The sequence below is a fragment of the Allocatelliglobosispora scoriae genome (assembly GCF_014204945.1).
Classification (GTDB): domain Bacteria; phylum Actinomycetota; class Actinomycetes; order Mycobacteriales; family Micromonosporaceae; genus Allocatelliglobosispora; species Allocatelliglobosispora scoriae.
This window is the reverse complement of sequence record NZ_JACHMN010000002.1, coordinates 2,026,949-2,046,666: the sequence shown is the minus strand read 5'-3', so window position 1 is coordinate 2,046,666 and position 19,718 is coordinate 2,026,949. Positions and strand designations below refer to the sequence as shown.

General features: G+C 68.4%; 16 protein-coding genes. 9 read left to right on the top strand and 7 right to left on the bottom strand.

The window, feature by feature from the left end:
- Position 1: 1 nt before the first annotated feature.
- Positions 2-805: an Fpg/Nei family DNA glycosylase gene (locus F4553_RS14840; RefSeq protein ID WP_184836387.1), complete on the top strand. Its 804-nt coding sequence runs from the start codon at positions 2-4 to the stop codon at positions 803-805.
- A gap of 85 nt (positions 806-890) precedes the next feature.
- Here the strand turns inward: F4553_RS14840 and F4553_RS14835 are convergent, their stop codons facing one another.
- The 6 genes from F4553_RS14835 to F4553_RS14810 form a co-directional block, all read right to left on the bottom strand.
- On the bottom strand, positions 891-2,285 hold the full coding sequence (locus F4553_RS14835; RefSeq protein WP_184836385.1) for a GH1 family beta-glucosidase: 1,395 nt from the start codon (positions 2,283-2,285) through the stop codon (positions 891-893).
- Positions 2,282-3,076, bottom strand: coding sequence for a carbohydrate ABC transporter permease (locus tag F4553_RS14830; protein ID WP_246467003.1), 795 nt, complete (start codon positions 3,074-3,076; stop codon positions 2,282-2,284). Before F4553_RS14830 ends, F4553_RS14835 begins: the two co-directional genes overlap by 4 nt.
- A gap of 107 nt (positions 3,077-3,183) precedes the next feature.
- Positions 3,184-4,080 carry a carbohydrate ABC transporter permease gene (locus tag F4553_RS14825; protein ID WP_184836381.1) on the bottom strand — a complete coding sequence of 299 codons (897 nt, stop codon included), beginning with the start codon at positions 4,078-4,080 and terminating at the stop codon, positions 3,184-3,186.
- A gap of 77 nt (positions 4,081-4,157) precedes the next feature.
- Complete coding sequence (locus tag F4553_RS14820; RefSeq protein WP_184836379.1) at positions 4,158-5,450, bottom strand: ABC transporter substrate-binding protein; 1,293 nt, start codon at positions 5,448-5,450, stop codon at positions 4,158-4,160.
- A 539-nt stretch (positions 5,451-5,989) separates the two neighbouring features.
- Positions 5,990-7,042, bottom strand: a complete 1,053-nt coding sequence (locus F4553_RS14815; RefSeq protein WP_184836377.1) for a LacI family DNA-binding transcriptional regulator — start codon at positions 7,040-7,042, stop codon at positions 5,990-5,992.
- 146 nt (positions 7,043-7,188) lie between these two features.
- Positions 7,189-10,668, bottom strand: coding sequence for a discoidin domain-containing protein (locus F4553_RS14810; protein ID WP_376776218.1), 3,480 nt, complete (start codon positions 10,666-10,668; stop codon positions 7,189-7,191).
- A 299-nt stretch (positions 10,669-10,967) separates the two neighbouring features.
- Here F4553_RS14810 and F4553_RS14805 point away from each other — a divergent pair, with 299 nt between their 5' ends.
- The gene (locus F4553_RS14805; protein ID WP_184836376.1) at positions 10,968-12,371 is read left to right on the top strand and encodes a GH1 family beta-glucosidase; all 1,404 of its coding nucleotides are present in this window, start codon (positions 10,968-10,970) and stop codon (positions 12,369-12,371) included.
- A 210-nt stretch (positions 12,372-12,581) separates the two neighbouring features.
- Here F4553_RS14805 and F4553_RS14800 read toward each other — a convergent pair whose 3' ends face one another.
- On the bottom strand, positions 12,582-13,256 hold the full coding sequence (locus F4553_RS14800) for an A24 family peptidase (RefSeq protein WP_184836374.1): 675 nt from the start codon (positions 13,254-13,256) through the stop codon (positions 12,582-12,584).
- 230 nt (positions 13,257-13,486) lie between these two features.
- Here F4553_RS14800 and F4553_RS14795 point away from each other — a divergent pair, with 230 nt between their 5' ends.
- From F4553_RS14795 to F4553_RS14765, 7 genes are read left to right on the top strand one after another with little or no spacing between them, the layout of a single operon-like run.
- Positions 13,487-14,047, top strand: a complete 561-nt coding sequence (locus F4553_RS14795) for a hypothetical protein (RefSeq protein ID WP_184836372.1) — start codon at positions 13,487-13,489, stop codon at positions 14,045-14,047.
- The gene (locus tag F4553_RS40145) at positions 14,041-14,943 is read left to right on the top strand and encodes a hypothetical protein (RefSeq protein WP_221469895.1); all 903 of its coding nucleotides are present in this window, start codon (positions 14,041-14,043) and stop codon (positions 14,941-14,943) included. The genes F4553_RS14795 and F4553_RS40145 overlap by 7 nt, the downstream gene beginning before the upstream one ends.
- Positions 14,944-14,970: 27 nt before the next feature.
- Positions 14,971-15,627, top strand: coding sequence for an SAF domain-containing protein (locus tag F4553_RS14785; RefSeq protein ID WP_184836370.1), 657 nt, complete (start codon positions 14,971-14,973; stop codon positions 15,625-15,627).
- Positions 15,628-15,629: 2 nt separating this feature from the next.
- Positions 15,630-16,424: a P-loop NTPase family protein gene (locus F4553_RS14780; protein ID WP_184836368.1), complete on the top strand. Its 795-nt coding sequence runs from the start codon at positions 15,630-15,632 to the stop codon at positions 16,422-16,424.
- Entirely contained in the window at positions 16,421-17,920 is a 1,500-nt protein-coding gene (locus F4553_RS14775) for a TadA family conjugal transfer-associated ATPase (RefSeq protein ID WP_184836366.1), read from the top strand. The genes F4553_RS14780 and F4553_RS14775 overlap by 4 nt, the downstream gene beginning before the upstream one ends.
- On the top strand, positions 17,917-18,831 hold the full coding sequence (locus F4553_RS14770) for a type II secretion system F family protein (RefSeq protein WP_184836364.1): 915 nt from the start codon (positions 17,917-17,919) through the stop codon (positions 18,829-18,831). Before F4553_RS14775 ends, F4553_RS14770 begins: the two co-directional genes overlap by 4 nt.
- Positions 18,831-19,706, top strand: coding sequence for a type II secretion system F family protein (locus tag F4553_RS14765; protein ID WP_184836363.1), 876 nt, complete (start codon positions 18,831-18,833; stop codon positions 19,704-19,706). The genes F4553_RS14770 and F4553_RS14765 overlap by 1 nt, the downstream gene beginning before the upstream one ends.
- Positions 19,707-19,718 lie beyond the last annotated feature (12 nt).

The window sequence follows — 19,718 nt, the reverse complement described above, 5'->3', positions numbered from 1 at the left end:
GGTGCCTGAGGGACACACCATTCACCGGCTCGCCGCGCGCCACCGCGAGCTCTTCGCCGGACAGCGCATCACCGTGGAGAGCCCGCAGGGCCGGTTCGCCGACGGCGCCGGGCGGCTGTCCGGCTCGGTGCTGCGCTCCACCGAGGCTTATGGCAAGCATCTGCTGCATCACTACGATCGCGGCACGGTCCATATCCACCTGGGGCTCTACGGCAAGTTCGCCGACGGGGCCGGTGCTGCTCCGGCGCCGGTGGGTCAGGTGCGGCTGCGGATGCGTACCCGGCGGAATTGGCTGGAGCTGCGCGGCCCGACGGCGTGCGAGATCGTCGACGAGCTGCAGGTGAAGGCGCTCGTCTCGCGGCTCGGAGCCGATCCGCTGCGCGACGACGGCGATCACGAGGCGGCCTTCGAACGGATCCGGCGCAGCCCGACGCCGCTGGGCGCGCTCCTGCTCAACCAGGAGATCGTCGCCGGGACGGGGCTGATCTTCGTGACCGAGGTGCTCTACCGCGCGGCGTTGCTGCCGACGACTCCCGGCCGGGCGCTCACCCATGAGGGCTGGCAGGGGATCTGGGGAGATCTGCGGGTGCTGATGGCGCTCGCGGTCGGGACGGGGCGGATCGACACGGTCCGCGACGAGCACCTGCCCGAGGCGATGGGGCGCGCGCCCCGGGTCGACCGGCACGGTGGCGAGGTCTATGTCTATCGCCGCACCGGGCAGCCGTGCCTGGTCTGCGGCACCCCGGTCCGCTTCGCCGAACTCGCGGCCCGCAACTTCTACTGGTGCCCCGTCTGCCAGCACTGACGCCAAGATCGCCGCAACTCTTCAAGAGTTGGTCCTAAGAGGTTCATTTAGGACCAACTCTTGAAGAGTTGCGGCGACCTTGGGACTACTCCGCGGTGAGGCCGTTCTGGCGGATCACGTTGGCGTACCAGTAGGCGCTGTCCTTGGGGATGCGCTGCTGGGTGTCGTAATCGACCCGCACGAGGCCGAACCGCTTGCCGTAGCCGTAGCCCCACTCGTAGTTGTCCAGCAGCGACCAGGCGAGGTACCCCCGCATGTCCGCGCCGCCCTGGATCGCGGTGTGCACCGCCCGCAGGTGACCGTCGAGGTAGGCGATCCGCTCGATGTCGGCGACCCGCCCGTCGACCACGGTGTCCACATAGGCGGCACCGTTCTCGGTGATCATCATCGGCGTACCCGGATAATCCGCCGACAGGCGCAGCAGCAGGTCGGACAGGCCGGTCGCGTCGACCGGCCAGTCCATGTCGGTGACCGGCAGGCCGTGCGGCGCGTCGATCGTGCCCTCGCTGCCCGGGTAGACCTTGTTGCCCGGCGACCCGACCTGCGCCGCGATCAGCGCGGGCTGGTAGTAGTTGACCCCCAGCAGATCGATCGGGGACGAGATGATCGCGAGATCGCCGTCGGAGATCGCGTGCCGAGCACCGAAGCGGTCGAAGAGCCGCAGCATGTCGGCCGGGTAGGACCCCTTGAGCAGCGGGTCCAGGAAGAGCCGGTTCTGCAGTCCGTCGATGAGCGTCGCCGCCGCCACGTCGTGGTGGTCGGCCGGGTCGAGCGGGCTGACCCGGCTCAGGTTGACGGTGTAGGAGACCTCCCGCGCGCCTCCCGCCCGCAACGCCTGCGTCGCCAGGCCGTGGCCCAGCATCAGGTGGTGCGCGGCCAGGTAGGCCGAGGTCGGCTCCTGCCGCCCGGGCGCGTGGTCGCCGCTGGCGTAGCCGAGGAACGCCGAGCACCACGGCTCGTTGAGCGTGGTCCACGTCGCGACCCGGTCACCGAGGCGGCCGATCGCCGCCGAGGCGTAGTCCGCCAGGTGGTAGGCGGTGTCCCGGTTGGTCCAGCCGCCCGCGTCCTCGAGGGTCTGCGGCAGATCCCAGTGGTAAAGCGTGATCATCGGGTCGATGCCGTGTGCCAGCAGCTCGTCGATGAGCCGGTCGTAGAAGTCCAGGCCGCGGATGTTGACCGGGCCGGAACCGTCGGGCTTGACCCGCGGCCACGCCATCGAGAGGCGGTAGGTGCCCAGGCCCAGCTCGGCCATGAGCGCGACATCCTCGCGGTAGCGGTGGTAGTGCTCGCACGCGACGTCACCGGTGTGGCCGCGGAAGACCCGGCCCGGCGTCCGGGCGAAGGTGTCCCAGATCGACGGCTGCCTGCCGTCCTCCTGCGCCGCGCCCTCGATCTGGTAGGAGGCGGTCGCCGCACCCCACCGGAAACCCGTGGGGAAGCGCAGCAGATCGACCTCGACGTGCTCCTGCGTGATGGTCATCCCTTAACCGCCCCTTGCATGATGCCTCCGATGATGTGCTTGCCGAGCAGGCCGAAGAGCACCAGCAGCGGCACTGTCGCGATGATGGTTCCGGTGAGCGACAGCGAGAAGTCCTGGACATAACCGCTGGCCAGGGTCGAGAGAGCGACCTGGACCGTGGGCTCCTCGGGGGTGAGCACGACGAGCGGCCAGAAGAAGTCGTTCCAGGCCGTCATGAAGGTCAGCATCCCGAGGACCGCCGCCGCCGGCCGAGCGGCCGGCAGCACGACGTGCCAGAACATCCGGATGGTGTTGCAGCCGTCGGCCCGCGCGGCTTCGAGCAATTCGTTGGGTACGGCTTCCTGCAGGAACTGGGCCATGAAGAAGACCCCGAAGGCGCTCACCATGCTCGGCACGATCACCGCGTAGAGGGTCCCGATCATCGCGGTCTTCGCCATCAGCATGTAGAGCGGAATGATCCCGAGCTGCGTCGGTACCATCATCGTCGCCACGATCATCAGCAGCAGGGCGTTGCGGCCCCGGAACTTCAGCTTCGCGAAGGCGAACCCGGCGAGCGTGGAGAAGAGCACCACGCTGACGGTGATGGAGGTCGAGACGATGAAGGAGTTGAGCAGCGCCTTCGCGAACGGGACCGTGTCGAAGGCCCGGCCGATGTTGATGAAGAAGTTGGAGCCCAGGCCGAAGGGCGGCGGGGTCTGGCCGAGCACCGAGTTGTCGTGCGACGCGACCACGAGCGACCAGTAGAGCGGGAATCCGGAGAAGAACGCCAGGGCGATCAAGCACAGGTACATGAACTTGCCGGGACGGCGTTCGGCCCGGAAGACCGTCTTCCTGCTCTTGGACGTGCCATCGACACGGGGAGTGCTGGCGGCCGGCCGGGCCGCGGTGGTGGTAGTCATTATGACCTCCGCAGGCGGCTGGTGATGAGGTAGTTGATCAGGGCGGCGATCACGATGATGCCGAACATGGCCCACGCCGCGGTCGAGGCGTAGCCGAAGTCGAACCGGCTGAACCCGACCTCGTAGAGGTAGAGCGAGAGGGTCTGGAACTGCCGATCGGAGCCGCCGGTGGGGCTGGCGCCGCCGAAGAGCAGCGGCTCGGCGAGGACCTGCATGCCGCCGATGGTGGAGATGATGACGGTGAAGAGGATCGTCGGCCGGATCGCCGGGATCGTGATCTTCGTGAGCTGCTGGAAGCTGCTCGCGCCGTCGAGCGAGGCCGCCGCGTAGAGGTCGCGGGGGACCGCCTGCATCGCCGCCAGGTAGATGAGGGCGTTGTTACCGGTCCAGCGCCAGATGATCATCGCGGAGATGGCGATCTGCGAGGACGCGGTGCCTGACTGCCAGTCGATGTGCCCGAGTCCGAAGACGCCGAGCAGGTAGTTGACGAGGCCGTAGTCCCGGCCGAAGATCTGCGCGAAGATCAGCGCCACCGCGGCCACCGAGGTGATGTTCGGCAGCAGGGCGGTCATCCGCCAGAACGTGGGAGCGCGTAGCCGCTGGTTGAGCACGTGCGCCAGGACCAGGGCCATGAGCAGCTGGGGGATGGTCGACATCACCCAGATCGACAGGGTGTTCCACAGCGCGTTCCAGAAGTAGGTGTCGCCGAAGAGCTTCGTGTAGTTGGCGAATCCGACCCAGGTGTGATCGTCGCTGATCAGCTCCCAGTCGTGCAGTGACACCCAGCCGGTGTAGACCAGCGGGAAGAGTCCGAACGCGGCGAAGACCAGGAAGAAGGGGGCGATGTAGAGGTACGGGGACCCCTTCAAGTCCATGCGGTAGAGGAAGTTCTTCATTCTCGGCACATCTCTCGTCGAGCCGGGCCGGCCCCTTGGTGCACGGTGTGTGCGTGGGGGCCGGCCCGGGTGGGGTGTTACAGGAGGGCCTTGACGTCCTTGAGGACCTGGGTCCAGGCCTCGTCGGGGGTCTGCTTGCCCTGCTCGACACGGGTCAGGCCGTTGATGACCGCGGTGTTGACGTCACCGGACTTCGGGCCCATGTACTGCGGCACCATCGTCTTGACACTCTTGGAGAAGATCGCGCCGACCGGGGCGTCGGAGAAGAACGGGTTCTTGAAGTCCTTGATCACCGAGTCCTCGTACAGCGACACCGTCGACGGGAAGTTGCCGACCGCGCGGAACACCTTCGCCTGCTGCTCCGGAGCCACCAGCCACTTCGCCAACTCACTGGCCTCCTTGACGTGCTTGCCCTGCTTGGGCAGCGTCAGGAAGCTACCGCCCCAGTTACCGCCACCACCGGGCACATCAGCGATGTCCCACTTACCCGCGGTGTCCTTGGCCTGCGTCTGGATATACGCCATCATCCACGACGGGCACGCCAGGGTCGCGAACGTCCCCTTCGCCATACCCGTGTTCCAGTCCGGCGTCCACGCCGCGATCTTCGCCGACAACCCCGCGTTCATCGCCTTGATCGTCAGATCCCACGCCGTCTTCACACCCGGCGCGCTGTCCACCACGACCTTGTCACCGTCGTAGATACCCACCGGCTGCTGACCCAGGATCGACCGGTACATCACCGCCGGACCGTCCATGAACTTCGCACCGGGCTTGGCCGCCTCGAACTTCACACCCGTCGCGATGAACTCATCCCACGTCGGCCACAGCTTCGACACCTCAGCCCGGTCCGTCGGCAGACCCGCCTTCGCGAACAGATCCTTGCGGTAGCACATCGCCATCCCGCCGACATCCGTACCCAGACCGATGACCTTCCCATCCGGAGACGACGCCTGCTGCCACTTCCACGCCGGCCACGCCGACTTCAACTCCGCCCCGCCGTACTCCATCCAGTCATAGAACTTCCCCGGCTGCGACGTGAACTGACCGACCCAACCCTCCTCGATCGCCTCGATATCCGCCGCACCACTATTCGTGGCGAGGTGCGCCGCCAGGTTCTTCTGGTGATCCTCGGTCTTCGTGATCCGCTCCACGATCTCGATATTCGGATGCGCAGCCATGTACTCCGTGTACAACGCCTTATACCCGAACTCACCGAACGTCGCGACGGTCAGCTTCACTTTTTCGTTGCTCGCGGTGTCCGAGTCCGAACCACAGGCGGCAGTCGTCATAACCAGGGTGGCGGCGAGCAAGGAGCCCGCCACGGCGACGATCCGGCGACGCCGGATCCCGCCGTCGTTGATGAGACGCATGGATTCCTCCAACAGGAGACTGGGGTGTGTTCGTCTGCTCTTTAGGTGATGGGAGAGCGCTCTCCCATCCCAGGCAGCATGGTCTTCGTCACGTTGGGTGTCAAGAGGTGATTTCCGCTTCGTTACAAGCTCGCTGCTTGCGGGCTTGGGAGCGTAGCTCAACGGTCGAGGCGATGCACTCCAGGGGCGGTGTTCAGCAGCCCAAGATCGCCACAACTCTTCAAGAGTTGGTGCTGAAGGGGCGCCGCCCGACGGTCGGTGCGTGGTGATCCACACTCCCCGCCTCCGTCGCCAGGACGACCGCCATGATCAGCCCAGTTCCGGGAAACAGTCCCCTCGGAGCATGCTGGTAGGGCCTACTTCCGCGAAGCGGCACGATCTTGCCCGCTGTAGGGGCCGGTAAGCGCGCCCGAGCCCTGAGCGCGCATTCACGGGCGATCGGGACGGGGGCCGGGCGTGCATCCGCGAAGAAAGCACGCCCGGCCGTCTCCGGAGGCACGCGCCGAGCCGAACCGGCTGCGTACCCCACGTCACCGGACCTAAGCCGACTGGCGGGCGACCAACGTGGGTTCAAAGATCACCGAAGTGGTCCGATGCTCGGGCGCATCGATCTGCGCCAGCAGCAGCCGAGCCATTTCCGCAGCCATCTCCTCGACCGGCTGCCGCACCGTGGTCAACGGCGGCCGGCTGGCGAGCGCGGCGCTGGAGTCGTCGAAGCCGACCACGGCGACATCCCCAGGAACGCGTTTCCCATGATCACGAAGCACCATCAGGGCGCCCTGAGCCATGAGGTCGTTGGCGACGAACAGCCCGTCCACCTCGGGATGCTCGACGAGGAGCCGCTCCATCGCCCGCTCGCCGCTCTCCTGGGTGTAGTTCCCCTCGATGGAGGGGATGTACGCATACCCCCGCTGTGCCATCGCCGACCGGAAAGCGGTCAGCCGGTCGTGACCGGCGGGCATGTCCAGCGATCCGGAGATCGTCGCGATCGAACGGCAGCCACGCTGCATCAACGCGTCGGCGGCGAGCCGAGCGGCGACGGCATGGTCGATGTCGACATAGCTGATCGGCAGCGGTTCGGCGGGCCGGCCGAAGAGCACCGACGGCACGTTGGCCTCGGTGAGCTGTCGCGGAAAGGTGTCCTGCGGGTGCAGCGAGATGACGAGGGCACCGTCGAAGTGGCCCTGGCGCAGCTCACCGATGAGCTGCGTGCGTGACTCGTCGTTGCCGGCGAGCTTCAGCGGCAGGTGCAGCCCGGCCGGGCTGAGGACGCTGAGGGTGCCCCAGACGACGCGGCCGAAGAAGGGGTCGCCGAGGAAGCGCCCCATGAAGGGGTCGTCGGCGGTGCGGCTCTCGCCCTCGGAGATGACCAGCGCGACGGCTCCGGCGCGGCGGGTCACGAGAGAGCGGGCTGCCTTGTTGGGCACGTATCCGGTGGCTGCGACCGCCTCCCAGACGGTCGTGTGCAGGGCGGGATCGACGTTGCGCGTGTTGTTGATGACGCGCGAGACGGTGGCCCGGGAGACTCCGGCCGCCAACGCCACATCCTCGAGGGTTGGCAGCCGCGGCGCGGGGGTCACGTCATTGCTCATGGTGGCCTTTATACCACAAGGAGTGGAGAGCGCTCTCCGGTTGATGTCCGATTGCGCTGGTCAGGCCCGTTGCCTACAGGATCGGCCCGATCATCGCACTCCTGGAGACGTTCCGGAAGGTCGATGATCGGGCCGAGGTGGAGCACCTAGTTCTTGTAGATGCCGAACTCCCACAGCGAGTAGCCGTAGGCGGTCGCCTTCGCCGTGCCGTTCACGCGGACGTAGCGTCCGGTGGCGGTCGCGGTGATGTCGTCGAAGCCACCGTTACCGCTGGTGGTGGTGTAGACGTTCGTCCAGTTGGTGCCGTCGTTGGAGACCTGGAGCTGGTAGCCGGTGGCGTAGGCCGCCTCCCACGCGAGGAGCACGCGGTTGAAGGTCTGCACCGAACCCAGGTCGACCTGGACCCATGCGGTCGGCAGCCACTCGCTCGCCCAGCGGGTCGAGTAGTTGTTGTCGACGGCGTAGGAGGGCAGCTGCGGCCCGTTGGTGCCGGTCGGCTGGTAGCTCGACGCGGTGACCGTCTTGCCCAGGGCGATGTTCGTGCCCGGGATCGTCGGCGGCACCACCTTGAAGGACTTCTGCTCGATGCCGACGTTGCCCTGGCCGTCGAAGGCGTAGACGTACACCTTCCACACCCCGAGCTGCTCCGGTGCGGTGACCGTGAAGGCACCGTTGCCGGTCTGGGTGAACCGGACGTTGCTGAAACCGGTGCCGCCCGTGATGTGCTTGTTGCTGAACATCAGGTTGTAGCGGATCTGGTCGCCCTGCGGGTCGCTGACGCCCACGTTGACGGTGAAGGTGCCACCGGCGGGTACGGCCGTCTGGTTGCTCACGGTCATGCTGTTGATCTCCGGCGAGGTGTTCGCCGAGGGCGTGCCCGTGTAGGCCTGCTTGAGCGAGTGGTAACCCGTACGCCGCCAGCCACCGGTGAAGGTGTTGAGCCAGACGCCGCCGAAGTCGTTCTCCAGGCCGTAGTGGAACTCGGTGGCGCCGAGGGCGACCCCGGTGTGTCCGATGATCGTGTTCCAGCTCGCCGTGTACATCGCCTTCTTCTGCAGGTCGGTCGGCTCGGTCGGCACCCCGTTGATGTCGTTGGGCACCTCCCACTCGCCGTCCGGACCGGCCTCGGTGACGATGTAGGGCTTGCTGTAGTTGCCGTTGATCCAGTCCTGCTTGATGTTGCCGACGGCACCGTAGGAGTTGACCGCGAGCAGGTCCAGCGCCGGGGAGTACGCCTTGTAGTAGGTCCAGGCGAACGTGTAGGCGTCGGTCGACGTGACCGGGTGGTTGGGGTCCGCCGCGTGGATCGCGACCGCGAGCTCGTTGACGAACTTCGCGTAGCCGATCCGGCGGGCCTCGACCTCGGCCGGCGTGTAACCGTGGTCCTGCATCGTCAGGATGACCTCGTTGCCGACGTCCCACATCAGGACGCCCGGGTTGTTCTTGAGCGCGTTGACCCGGTTGACGATCTCGGTCTTCGTCGCGTTCTTGTATGCGGCGTCGTTGGCGTAGTCGGCGCCCTGGTTGAGCCAGTGCCCGACGATCACCTTGATGCCCTGCTGAGCCGCCTTGTTGAGCAGCGTGGGGGTGTTGGCGTCATCCACGCCCCAGGTGCGGATCGTGTTGACGCCCATGTTCTTCAGGTCGCGCATGTAGCCGTCGGCCGCCGCCTGCGGCGGGCCGTAGGTGAGGCCCTTGACGGTCCACGGCTGGCCGCCGACGCGCAGCTGCCAGTTGCCCTGCGTACCGGTGACGGCGACGACACTCGGACCGCCGGGGACGGCCGGGTCGGTCATCGCGGGCGCGGTGGTGCCGACCTGCTTCGACACGGAGACCGTGTCGACGCTCAGGATGCCGCCCGACGTGGTGTTGGGCGTGGGGACCGTCTCGCCGGCGATGGCGTTGGGGTAGAGGCCGCCGATCGCCAGGTCGAAGCGGAGGTAGAAGCCGTGCTGGATGGCTGCCTGCCAGGCGGCGACGCCGACCTGGCTCTCCCGGACGACCCAGGTCTGGAAGCCGTCGAGGTAGAAGCGGATCTCTTCGTCGGTCTTGGTGCGGTCGATGACCTGGGAGTACTCGTGGAAGCCGGTCTGGCAGCCGGTGCAGCTCGCCAGTCCGCTGGTGCGGCCGTTGTACTCACCGCAGACGCCGTCGGGCGCCGTGCCGCAGTGCAGGGTGTTCGACGACTGGCTGCGGCCGTTGACCCCGCTCATGATGTCGGTCTCGCCGACGCCCGGCCAGTTGTTGTAGTTGCCCCGGTAGGCGGCACCGGTGGCCCGGAAGGCGGGCCAGTAGCCCAGGCCGTTGGCCACGTTGGGCTGCTGCAGGGTGGCGGAGAACTTCAGCAGCTCACCGGGGGCGGGTGCGAAGTCGAGGCGCTGGGTCTCGATGCGGCCCGAGGTCCAGGCACCGGCACCGTCGCGGATCGCCTTGATGTTGAGCTTGCCGTTGCCGTCGAGGTAGACGTTGGCAGTGGAGGCGCTGGCGGTCTCGATCTCGCCGGTGCCCCAGTTGGCGGCACCGCCCGGGTACTGCGTACCGGTGCGGAGCAGCCAGTTGGCCGCGCTCGGCGAGGTGTTGGCCGCGCCGTTGAAGTCGTCGCTCCAGATCGTCGTCCAGTTGCCCTGCGGCGGCGGCGAGGAGCTGGGGGAGGTGCTCGGCTGCGTGCTCGGCGAGGTGCTGGGGCCGGCGCCGGTGAAGACCCGGAACTCCCACAGCGAGTAGCCGTAGCCGCTGCCCCGGGCTGTGCCGTTCATCCGGATGTAGCGACCGGAGCCGGTCACGTCGAGCGACTGCGTGCCGCCTGTGCCCGTGGTGGTGGTGTAGATCGGGGTCCAGCCGGTGGTGCCGTCGGCCGAGGTCTGGATCTGGAAGCTCGTTGCGTAGGCGGCCTCCCACACCAGCTCGACCTTGCAGATCGACTTGGTGCTGCCGAGGTCGACGCGCAGCCACTGCGGGTCGGCGAAGATGCTGGCCCAGCGGGTGCCCGCGTTGCCGTCGACCGCTGCCGAGGCCGGGTTGGCCTGGGCGTTCTCGGTGGAGGAGGCGGTGGCCGGCTGGTTCAGCGCGGCGTTGACGGTGCCACAGGTCGCCGGCGGCGTGCCGCCGAAGGAGCCGTAGACCTGGAACTCCCAGAGGGAGTAGCCGTAGCCGTTGGCCCGGACCGTGCCGTACATCCGGATGTAGCGACCGCTGCCGGTCACGTTGAGGGTCTGCAACCCGCCGGGGCCGGTGGTCGTGGTGTAGATCGGGGTCCAGCCGGTGGTGCCGTCGGCCGACGTCTGGATCTGGAAGGACGTCGCGTAGGCGCCCTCCCAGCGCAGGATGACCTGGCTGATGCTGGCGGTGGCGCCGAGGTCGATGCGGATCCACTGCGGATCGCTGTGGGCGCTGGCCCAGCGGGTGCCGACGTTGCCGTCGACGGCGTTCTCGGCGGTGTCGCCCGCGGTCTCGAGGGAGGACGCAAGCACGGGCTTGCCCTGCGAGATGAGGGTGTCGGCGGCGTTGGCCGAGGTGAGCGGGGCGATCATGATCAGCGAGGCGGCGAGGGCCGCGACCGCGGCGGGCGCTATGGCACGCCAGTGCCAGGTTTTGAGTGATCTTATGCCGGGGGAGCGGGGTTGCATGGGGGGATCTCCTGCCTAATCCAAGGTGCATCCGGGGTGTATCGACCATGGAGAGCGCTCTCCGGAGTGTTACGGCAAAATTTCGGCGCTGTCAAGGAGTGACCGCTATCGCCGCTGGCAAACGGCATTGGGGGGCGTACCGGCGGGGGCATCGGCGATCGGAACGGACTCTTCAGAGATTCGTCAGGATGACCGCGTCCACATACTTGACAGGGGGCGAGTGAGGCGGGAACCTGTGGACACGCCTGGAGAGCGCTCTCCAATGCCCACGTAGCAGTGCCGAAGGGATGACCACCCTCATGCAGACCGAGGTAATCGCCACCGACGACCGCGTTGACCTGCGGTTTCCTACCGGATTCTGGTGGGGTGCAGCGACCGCCGCCTATCAGATCGAGGGCGCCGCGAGCGTGGACGGCCGATCGCCATCCATCTGGGACACGTTCAGCGCGACTCCGGGCAAGACGGTCGCCGGGCACACGGGCGAAGAGGCGACGGACCACTACCACCGCTACCGCCAGGACGTGTCGCTGATGTCCGAGATCGGGCTCTCGGCCTACCGGTTCTCGGTCTCCTGGCCCCGGGTGCAGGCGGGTGGCCGCGGTCCGGCCAACCCGGCCGGCATCGGGTTCTACGACCGGCTCGTCGACGAGCTGATGGAGCGCGGGATCAACCCCGTCGCGACCCTCTACCACTGGGACCTCCCGCAGGCGCTGGAGGATGAGGGCGGCTGGCTCAACCGGGACACCGCGCACCGCTTCGGCGACTACGCCGCGCTGATGGCCGAGCGCCTCGGCGACCGCGTCAAGCTCTGGTGCACCCTCAACGAGCCCTGGTGCTCGGCCTTCCTCGGTTACGGCTCGGGCGTGCACGCGCCGGGCCGCATCGACCCCGCCGGGTCGCTCGCCGCGGCTCACCACCTGCTCCTCGCACACGGACTGGCGGTTCGACGGGTACGCGCGATCGCGCCCTCGGCGCAGGTCTCCATCGCCCTGAACCAGGGCGCCGTCCGGGCGGTCACGGACAGCCCGGCCGACCTCGACGCGGCCCGCCGCATCGACGGCCTGCTCAACCGACTCTTCCTCGACCCGATCCTGCGCGGCAGCTACCCCGCGGACGTGCTCGCCGACACCAAGGACGTGACCGACTGGGCCTTCGTCCAGCCGGGCGACCTCGCGGTGATCAGCACGCCGATCGACATGGTCGGCGCCAACTATTACCAGCCCGACCTGGTCAGCGCGGCCGAGGAGCCGGCGACCGGTCCGTGGCCCTTCCCGGGCTCGGAGTCGGTGGCGTTCCACAAGACGCCCGGCCCGCAGACCGCGATGGACTGGACCATCGACCCCACTGGCCTGCGGGACCTGCTGCTGCGGCTCCGTCGCGACTACAACGACGTGCCGGTCATCATCACGGAGAACGGCGCAGCCTACGCCGACCGGATCGACGACGACGGCCGGATCCCCGACGCCGAGCGCATCGAGTATCTCCACGCGCACTTCGCGGCCGCGCATGAGGCGATCGAGGCCGGGGTAGACCTACGGGGCTACTTCGTCTGGTCGCTGCTGGACAACTTCGAGTGGGCACTCGGTTACGACAAGCGGTTCGGGCTGATCCACGTCGACTACGCGACGCAGCAGCGGACGTTGAAGGAGAGCGCCCACTGGTACCGGCGGACCATCGCGGAGGGTGGCCTGCCCCGCCGATAGAGATAGCCACCCCGTCCCGCTTCGCGGCGGAGCGTGTCCAGGCAGAGGTGACGTGGGCACGCTCCGCCACGAAGCGGGACGGGGACACCGGATCGTGGCCCGGAAGACGGGCCGGGAAACGATCCACGGAGGGCGACCGGGCAGGGTTTCCCTCCAGATGGGTCCGTTCGGGCCTGCCACGGCTTTCCCTGTGGACGAGCCCGAACGGACTCAGCTGATAGCCACCGCGAGCACGGTGGCTATCAGCATGTAAGGGCCCATGGGGATCCGGGTCTGGCGCGACGCCTTGCCCAGCAGGAGCAGCGCCACGCCGGTGGCCCCCGCGAGCAGGCTCGCCAGCAGCGCCCAGATCAGCACCGCGGACCAGCCGAACCAGCCGAGGGCGAGGCCGATCGGCACGGCGAGCGTGGCGTCGCCGAGGCCGAAGCCGTTGCGGGGCAGGCACAGGAGGAAGAACAGGACGCCGAGCCCCGCCGCGGCGAGACCCGCCCGGACCAGGTTGTCCCAGCCGCCGCCGAGCGCCGCGTCGAGGGCGAGCAGCGCGGCGGTGCCGCCCGCCATGACTCCGACGAGCGGCAGCGGCAACCGGTGCACCAGGCCGTCGATGGTGCCCAGGACGATGGCGCAGCCGAGCCAGAAGGCCGCCGCGGGCCGCGGTCCGGAAAGCAGCACCACCAGGGCAATCGAGACGATTACCAGTATTTCGACGAGCCATGCCGGGGCGCCGACCCGATGGCCGAAGGGGCATCGTCCGAACGGGTTGCCGACGCTCGGCCACAGCCGGGTGCCGCACTCCGCGCAGGTCCGCCGGGCGGGCTCACCGCCCGCGACCTGATGGGTTGCGATGAGCCACCGCAGCGGCCCCGTCACCAGCGCGAAACGCACCACATTCGACAGTGCGCGACGTTCTGGCCGCTCAGAATATTCGTCATCGAATACTGTACGTATGGCCATTCCTCACCCCTTGTTACATAGGCGCGAGTCATCGTACGATCGGCCCTTCGGGGACGCCAGGGTTTACGTATACGCATGCATGATCGGGTGGGAATTCTAACGGCTGTGGTGACCGGGGGGTCGATGTGAAGCCAGCAAGCCTAAAAGGACGGTCGGCCGCGGTGGCAGCCCTGGCCGCAGCGGCGCTGACCTGCGCCCTGGTGGGCTGCGCGGCACCTGCGGAGGAGGGGACCCCCTCGAAGCCGGTCCGGCCGATCACACCCGTCACCGCCGGGCCCGCGCTCAGCTCGGAGGAGCAGGCGCTGGTCGACAAGGCATGGGCAGCCTACATGGCCCTCACCGACATCTATGTCAAGGCCGGTCAGCGCGGCGAGTACGACTGGAACGCGGACCCCGAGAAGCGACCCCTCTTCCGCTACGCCGGTGGCCGGTTCGGCTCCGCCCTGGAGCGGGACCTGGACCTCATGAAGGAGCAGGGGCTCATCCGTACCGGAGCTCCCAAGATCACATTGCGTCGGGTCGTCTCCGTGAGCCCGACCTCCATCGTCGTGGAGGCATGTGTGGACGACTCCGGCACGGACACGATCGTCAAGCAGACCCGCAAATCGGTGGCCGCACCCGGCCAGAACAAGCGTTACCCCGTCACGCTGCGCGCAGGCCTCTACGCCGACGGCGTCTGGCGCTGGGTCGAGTCGGCCGGAGATAGAGGGTCATCATGTTGATCCGTCGTGTGGCACAGCTTCTCACCGGATTCCTGGTCGCGGGTGGCCTCGTCGTCATCGCCCAGGCGCCCGCGCATGCCGACTACATCTACTGCCCGCCCAACAGCGGCTCCTGCTACATCGTCGTCACCGGTGGTGGCGGCGGTGGCGGGGGCGGCGGTGGGGGAGGCGGCGGAGGCGGTGGTGGCGGCGCCGGTCAGTGCCTGCACGAGCAGCTCGGCTGGATCAACTGCCACCGCAACGGCCTCGGCTGGTTCAATCCGACCAACTCCTGCTTCTACGACCGCCTCGACCTTCCCTTCAACGACCCCGCCTGGGGCGGCCACAACCCCGCCAACGGCTACATGTACACGGTGTGGTGCTGGGGCGGCGGCGGTGCGGGCTGGGAGGCGGTCAACACCGTCTACCTGACCAGCCCGCCACCGGGCTACGGCGGTCTGCCGTCCGCGATCAGTCTCGCCCTCCAGGCGATCAACCGGTTGCCGGTCCGGGCTCCGGTGATCCAGATCGCGCCGAACACGGGCGGGGGCCGGACTGGTCGGCCTCCCGGTCTGGATGTGGACCAACGCCGCCTCGTGGAACACGGCCACCGCATCGGCCTCCGTGCCGGGCCGGACGGTCACGGCGCGAGCCACACCCAGCAAGATCGTCTGGAACATGGGCGACGGTCACTCTGTGACCTGCGCCAATCGGGGCACCGCCTACGTCGCCAGTTACGGAAACAGGACGTCGCCCAACTGCGGCTACGCGCGCTATCTGAAGAACTCGCACAGCCAGCCGGGTGGGCGATACACCATCACGGCCACCACGACCTGGAACGTGACCTGGTCCGGTGGCGGGGCGTCCGGGTCGGTCACGATCACCCGGAGCTCCACGGCAACGATCAGGATCGATGAGATGCAGGTGGTAACGCAATGACCAGCATGACGACGAACCGACCGTCGGCCGCGCCGATCGCGGTCGCCAGGTCGGCGCCGCGACGTCGATCGATCATGCAAGGCGCCCTTGCGGTCCTGCTGATCGTCGTGGGGGCGCTGACCGCCGGTTACGTGGTGCTGCGGATGGGCACGACGCAGGATTACCTGGCCGTGGCGCGGCCGATCACCTCCGGTGCCGAGATCCAGGCGAGCGACCTCATCATCGTGCGGATCAACGAGGCGGTCGGCCTCCAGCCGGTTCCGGCCACGAAGCTGCGCTCGGTCGTCGGCCTGCACGCCAAGATGGCGCTGGTTCCCGGCGCGCTCATCACGATGGACCAGCTCACCGACTCGCCGATCCCGGCGCCGGGGTTCCAGCTCATCGGCATGAAGCTCAAGGAGGGGCACCTGCCCGCCAGCCGCCTCACCGCGGGTGCCTCGGTCCTGCTCGTCGTGCTGCCCTCGAAAACCGTCGTCGGTGGCGAGGGCCAGCCCAGTGACCTGACCCCGCCGCGCACGATCGTGGCGACGGTCGTCGACATCTCTCCCGGCGTCCAGCCCGGAGAGACGCTCGTCGACGTCCAGGTCGCGGTGACCGACGCGCCGACGGTCGCGAGCCTCTCGGCGGACGACCGCATCGTGGTCTCGCTGATGGAGAACTGATCATGCCGCTCATCGCCATGGTCTCTGCCAAGGGCTCGCCCGGTGTCTCCACCGCGGCGCTCGCCTGCACGCTGGCCTGGCCCGCTCCGACCCTGCTCGCCGAGTGCGATCCGGCCGGCGGCGACCTGCTCGCCGGCTACCTCGCCAAATACGATCTCCCGGCCGACCGGGGCATCCTCCCGCTGGCGGGCTCGGTGCTGCGCGGCAGCGCGGAGCACGACCTCACCGGCCAGCTCATCGACCTGGACCCGCCCAAGCAGAAGCGGCTGGCCCTGCAGGGCATCGCCGATCCGACCCAGGCCGCCTCGCTGCAGCCGTCCTGGGCCCGGCTCGGCGAGCTCTTCGCCCACTCGCCCTACCTCGTCATCGCCGACTGCGGCCGCCTCTCGACGCACTACGCGCCGTGGCCGCTGCTGCACCGTGCCGACCTGGTCCTGCTGGTCATGCGTCCCACCTCGCTGCGGACCGTCTCACCGGCGGTCGCGGCGATCAGCACGCTGCGCCGTGAGCTGCCCGGTGCCGAAGGGCCCAGCGGCAACCTCGGGCTGGTCCTCGTCGGCGGCGGCATCTCCGCTCGCGAGATCACCCGCAACCTCAACACTCCCGTCGTGGCCAACATCGCCTGGGATCCGAAGACCGCCGCCGCGCTCTGCGGCGACGGTCGCGGGCGTCGCAACGGACCGCTGATGAAGTCGGCGATGGGTGCCTTCGGCACCATCGACACCGCGATCCGCACCCTGCGCAACATCACCCCGATCGCGCAGTGGGACACCCAGCCCATCCCGGTGACCCGATGACCCAGCCCCGCTTCGTGCCCATCCCCTCAGCTCACGACGCCCTCGAACCGGTGCGGATCAACGGGCACAACCCGGTCTACCGAGGTCAGGTCGTGCCGGCCCACGCCGCCCGGCCGCCCGAGGTCGACTACAACGTCGTTCGGCTGCTGCACGGACGGGTCACCGACACCCTCACCCGGCTCCTCGCCGACGCGGCCAACGTGACCACGGCCTATCGGCGCGAGATGGCCGAGCGGGTCGGCCGCGAGGTGATCGCCGACTACGCCGTCGGCATGGCCCACGCCGGTCAGCCCGTCAGCCCCGCACAGGAGCAGGCGCTGCTCGACGCCCTGGTCGCCGGCATGTTCGGTGCGGGACGCCTGCAGCGGCTGCTCGACGATCCGCGGATCACCAACGTCCACATCATCGGCTGCGACCAGGTGCTGCTGCACCACGCCGACGGCTCGCGGACCCGGGGTGAGCCCGTCGCCGAGAGCGACGACGAGCTGATCACGATGCTGCAGGTGCTGGCGATGCGGGTCGCGGCGACCGAGCGGCAGCTCTCGGAGTCCAACCCCGAGCTCGACATGCAGCTCCCCGACGGGTCCCGGATGACCGTGCTCTACAAGGTCTCGCCCCGGCCGATCGTCTACATCCGCAAGCACAGCCTCTTCGACGCGTCGCTGGAGGAGCTGCGGGACCGGTTCGGAATGATCGACCTGCTGCTCTACCGATTCCTCACCAAGGCGCTGGAGTCCGGCGCCAACATCATGATCGCCGGGCTCGCGGGCTCGGGCAAGACGACCCTGCTCCGGGCGCTCGGGCGGACGATTCCAGCCGCCGAGCCCTACATCACGCTGGAGGAGTCCCGGGAGCTCGGCCTGCACGAGCCCGTCGGCGCCAACTGGGTGATCAGCCTGGAGGCGTTGCAGGGCCACGGTGAATACGACGCCAGCGGCAAGCGGCGCGGCGAGAAGACGCTGCACGACATGATGCCGATCACGCAGCGGCTCGGCGTACGCCGGGTGATCGTCGGTGAGACCCGCGGCCGGGAGATCGTGCCGATGCTGCGCGCCATGACCGTCAGCCGGGGCGCGATGTGCACCATCCACGCCCGGGCGGCTCGCGAGGTGATGGACTCGATCGTCCAGCTCGCCTGCTCCTACGGCAACGACATGGGCCCCGACCAGGCGATGCGGATGGCCGCCCAGGGCATCGACCTCATCGTCTACGTCGCGGTCGTCGACGAGCGGGCCATCGGCGGCCAGGAGCACCGCTTCGTCTCGCACGTCATCGAGGTCGGCGGCATGCGCGAGGACCGGGTCGTGATGACGAGCGTCTTCAGCCCCGGACCCGACGGCCGGGCGGTCCCCAAGCACCTGCCGGAGCGGATCCGGGACGACCTGATGGACGTCGGCTACGACCCGCGTGAGCTGATCCCCTATATCGAGGCCGGTCCCCACAACCGGGGCTCGTGGACTCGTGACCTCCACGTACAGCGGGTGAGGCGGCAATGATCCAGCTCCTGGCGATCTTCGCCTTCCTGCTGCTCGGGTCCGGTATCGCGCTGGTCGTGGTGTGGATCATCGGTACGACGAAGCCCATCGGCCCCGCTTCCCCCACCGCGCTGTGGTTCCGGGGATTCTGGCAGGGGCCCGGGCGGTCGGCGGCGGAACGGCGTACCCATCAGACGCTTTTGATCGTGGCGGTCTGCGCGGGAGCGCTGACCTGGATCTTCACCGGCTGGCCGATCGGCGGCCTCGTCATCATGCTGGCGATTCCGGGCCTGCCCTGGCTCTTCGCCTCGGCGACCGCGGAGAAGAAGGCCATCGCGCGGCTGTCGGCGCTGGAGGCGTGGACCCGGCGCCTGAGCGACTACGTGCGCAACGGCATCGGCCTCCAGGCGGCGATCGTCGCGACCGCGCGCAACGCGCCCCCGCTGATCGGGGACGAGATCCGCACGCTCGCGGCCCGGCTGCAGGCGGGTGTCAACCCGATCTCGGCACTGCGGGCATTCGCCGACGACCTCGACGACTACGGCTGCGACGAGGTCGTGGCGCCGTTGATCCTGCAGCTCGCCGATGCGGGTGAGGGTCTGCACGCAGCGCTCGTCGATGTGGCGCACGCCCTGACCGAGGAGGTCAACTCCCGGGCCATGGTGGACAGTGAGCGGTCGACCGCGCGCTTCACGGTGCGCTTCCTCACCGGATTCACCCTCGTGCTGCTGGTCTTCGGCGCGCTCAACGCCAACTACGCGGCGCCCTACAAATCGTTCCTCGGGCAGACGATCCTGGTGGTCCTCGCCGGTCTCTACATCGCGCTGATGCTGTGGATCAGATCCCTTTCCCTGCCGCCGAAGCTGCCGCGCCTGCTCCGCGCCGACCAGCAGCCCAAGGCGCCCTCCACCGAGCTCGAGCTGGTGCGCTGATGGTCCTGCAGCCCAATGTCTGGCTCGGCATCGCCGTCACCGCCGGCGCGGTCGTCGGTTATGGACTCTTCCTGCTGGTCGTGCAGCTCGTCCCCGGCCGTCCCGCGCTCGGCCCGGCGCTGCGGCGGCTGCACCCGGCCGGCGTGCAGATCGCGCCCGAGGTCGCCGCCGCGCCGCCGAAACCGCGGGAGCTGCCGATCCGGATGCCGGCGACCGACCTGAACATCCTCGGTCGCACGCCGGAGCGCCACCTCTTCAGCGTCGGGCTCTCGGCCGCGCTCGGGTTCTTCCTGCCGCTGATCATCACGGTCTTCCTCGTGGTGTCCCGGATCTCGGTGCCGATAGCGATCCCGGTCGGCGCGACGCTCGTGCTGACGGTCCTCTTCGGACTCATGGCCCACCTGGACATGCGGTCCCGGGCCAAGGCGGCCCGCTCCGAGTTCGTCCGGGCTCTGTGCACCTACTGCGCGCTCACCGCGCACCAGGTGCGGTCGGGACACGGCGCGGTGGAGGCGATGGAGCGAGCGGCCGGCATCTGCGACGGCTGGCCCTACGTCCGGCTCCGGACGGCTCTGCTCACCGCGCAGCTTCAGATGCGTACGCCATGGGAAGAGATCAAGAACCTGGCGGCCGATATCGATGTGGTGGAGCTGACCAGCTTCGCCGACATCATGCGCAGCGCCGGCAACGACGGTGCGCAGGTTTACCAGACGCTGCGTGCTCAGGCGTCGTCACTGCAGGACCAGAACCGGGCCAAGGCCGTGGAGCTGGCGAAGACCCGCACCTCCAAGCTGGACATCCCAGCAACCATGTTGATCATCATTCTTCTCGTGCTCATCGGGTACCCGCTGATGTCCAACATGTTCACCCAGTAGAAGGAAGGACAC

What these genes read in the sequence shown, in the direction of transcription:
- F4553_RS14835 (WP_184836385.1), bottom strand. Translation starts at nt 2,285, where the DNA reads ATGACCATCACGCAGGAGCACGTCGAGGTCGATCTGCTGCGCTTCCCC.
- F4553_RS14830 (WP_246467003.1), bottom strand. Translation starts at nt 3,076, where the DNA reads ATGTACCTGTGCTTGATCGCCCTGGCGTTCTTCTCCGGATTCCCGCTC.
- F4553_RS14825 (WP_184836381.1), bottom strand. Translation starts at nt 4,080, where the DNA reads ATGAAGAACTTCCTCTACCGCATGGACTTGAAGGGGTCCCCGTACCTC.
- F4553_RS14820 (WP_184836379.1), bottom strand. Translation starts at nt 5,450, where the DNA reads ATGCGTCTCATCAACGACGGCGGGATCCGGCGTCGCCGGATCGTCGCC.
- F4553_RS14815 (WP_184836377.1), bottom strand. Translation starts at nt 7,042, where the DNA reads ATGAGCAATGACGTGACCCCCGCGCCGCGGCTGCCAACCCTCGAGGAT.
- F4553_RS14810 (WP_376776218.1), bottom strand. Translation starts at nt 10,668, where the DNA reads ATGCAACCCCGCTCCCCCGGCATAAGATCACTCAAAACCTGGCACTGG.
- F4553_RS14805 (WP_184836376.1), top strand. Translation starts at nt 10,968, where the DNA reads ATGCAGACCGAGGTAATCGCCACCGACGACCGCGTTGACCTGCGGTTT.
- F4553_RS40145 (WP_221469895.1), top strand. Translation starts at nt 14,041, where the DNA reads ATGTTGATCCGTCGTGTGGCACAGCTTCTCACCGGATTCCTGGTCGCG.
- F4553_RS14785 (WP_184836370.1), top strand. Translation starts at nt 14,971, where the DNA reads ATGACGACGAACCGACCGTCGGCCGCGCCGATCGCGGTCGCCAGGTCG.
- F4553_RS14780 (WP_184836368.1), top strand. Translation starts at nt 15,630, where the DNA reads ATGCCGCTCATCGCCATGGTCTCTGCCAAGGGCTCGCCCGGTGTCTCC.
- F4553_RS14775 (WP_184836366.1), top strand. Translation starts at nt 16,421, where the DNA reads ATGACCCAGCCCCGCTTCGTGCCCATCCCCTCAGCTCACGACGCCCTC.
- F4553_RS14770 (WP_184836364.1), top strand. Translation starts at nt 17,917, where the DNA reads ATGATCCAGCTCCTGGCGATCTTCGCCTTCCTGCTGCTCGGGTCCGGT.
- F4553_RS14765 (WP_184836363.1), top strand. Translation starts at nt 18,831, where the DNA reads ATGGTCCTGCAGCCCAATGTCTGGCTCGGCATCGCCGTCACCGCCGGC.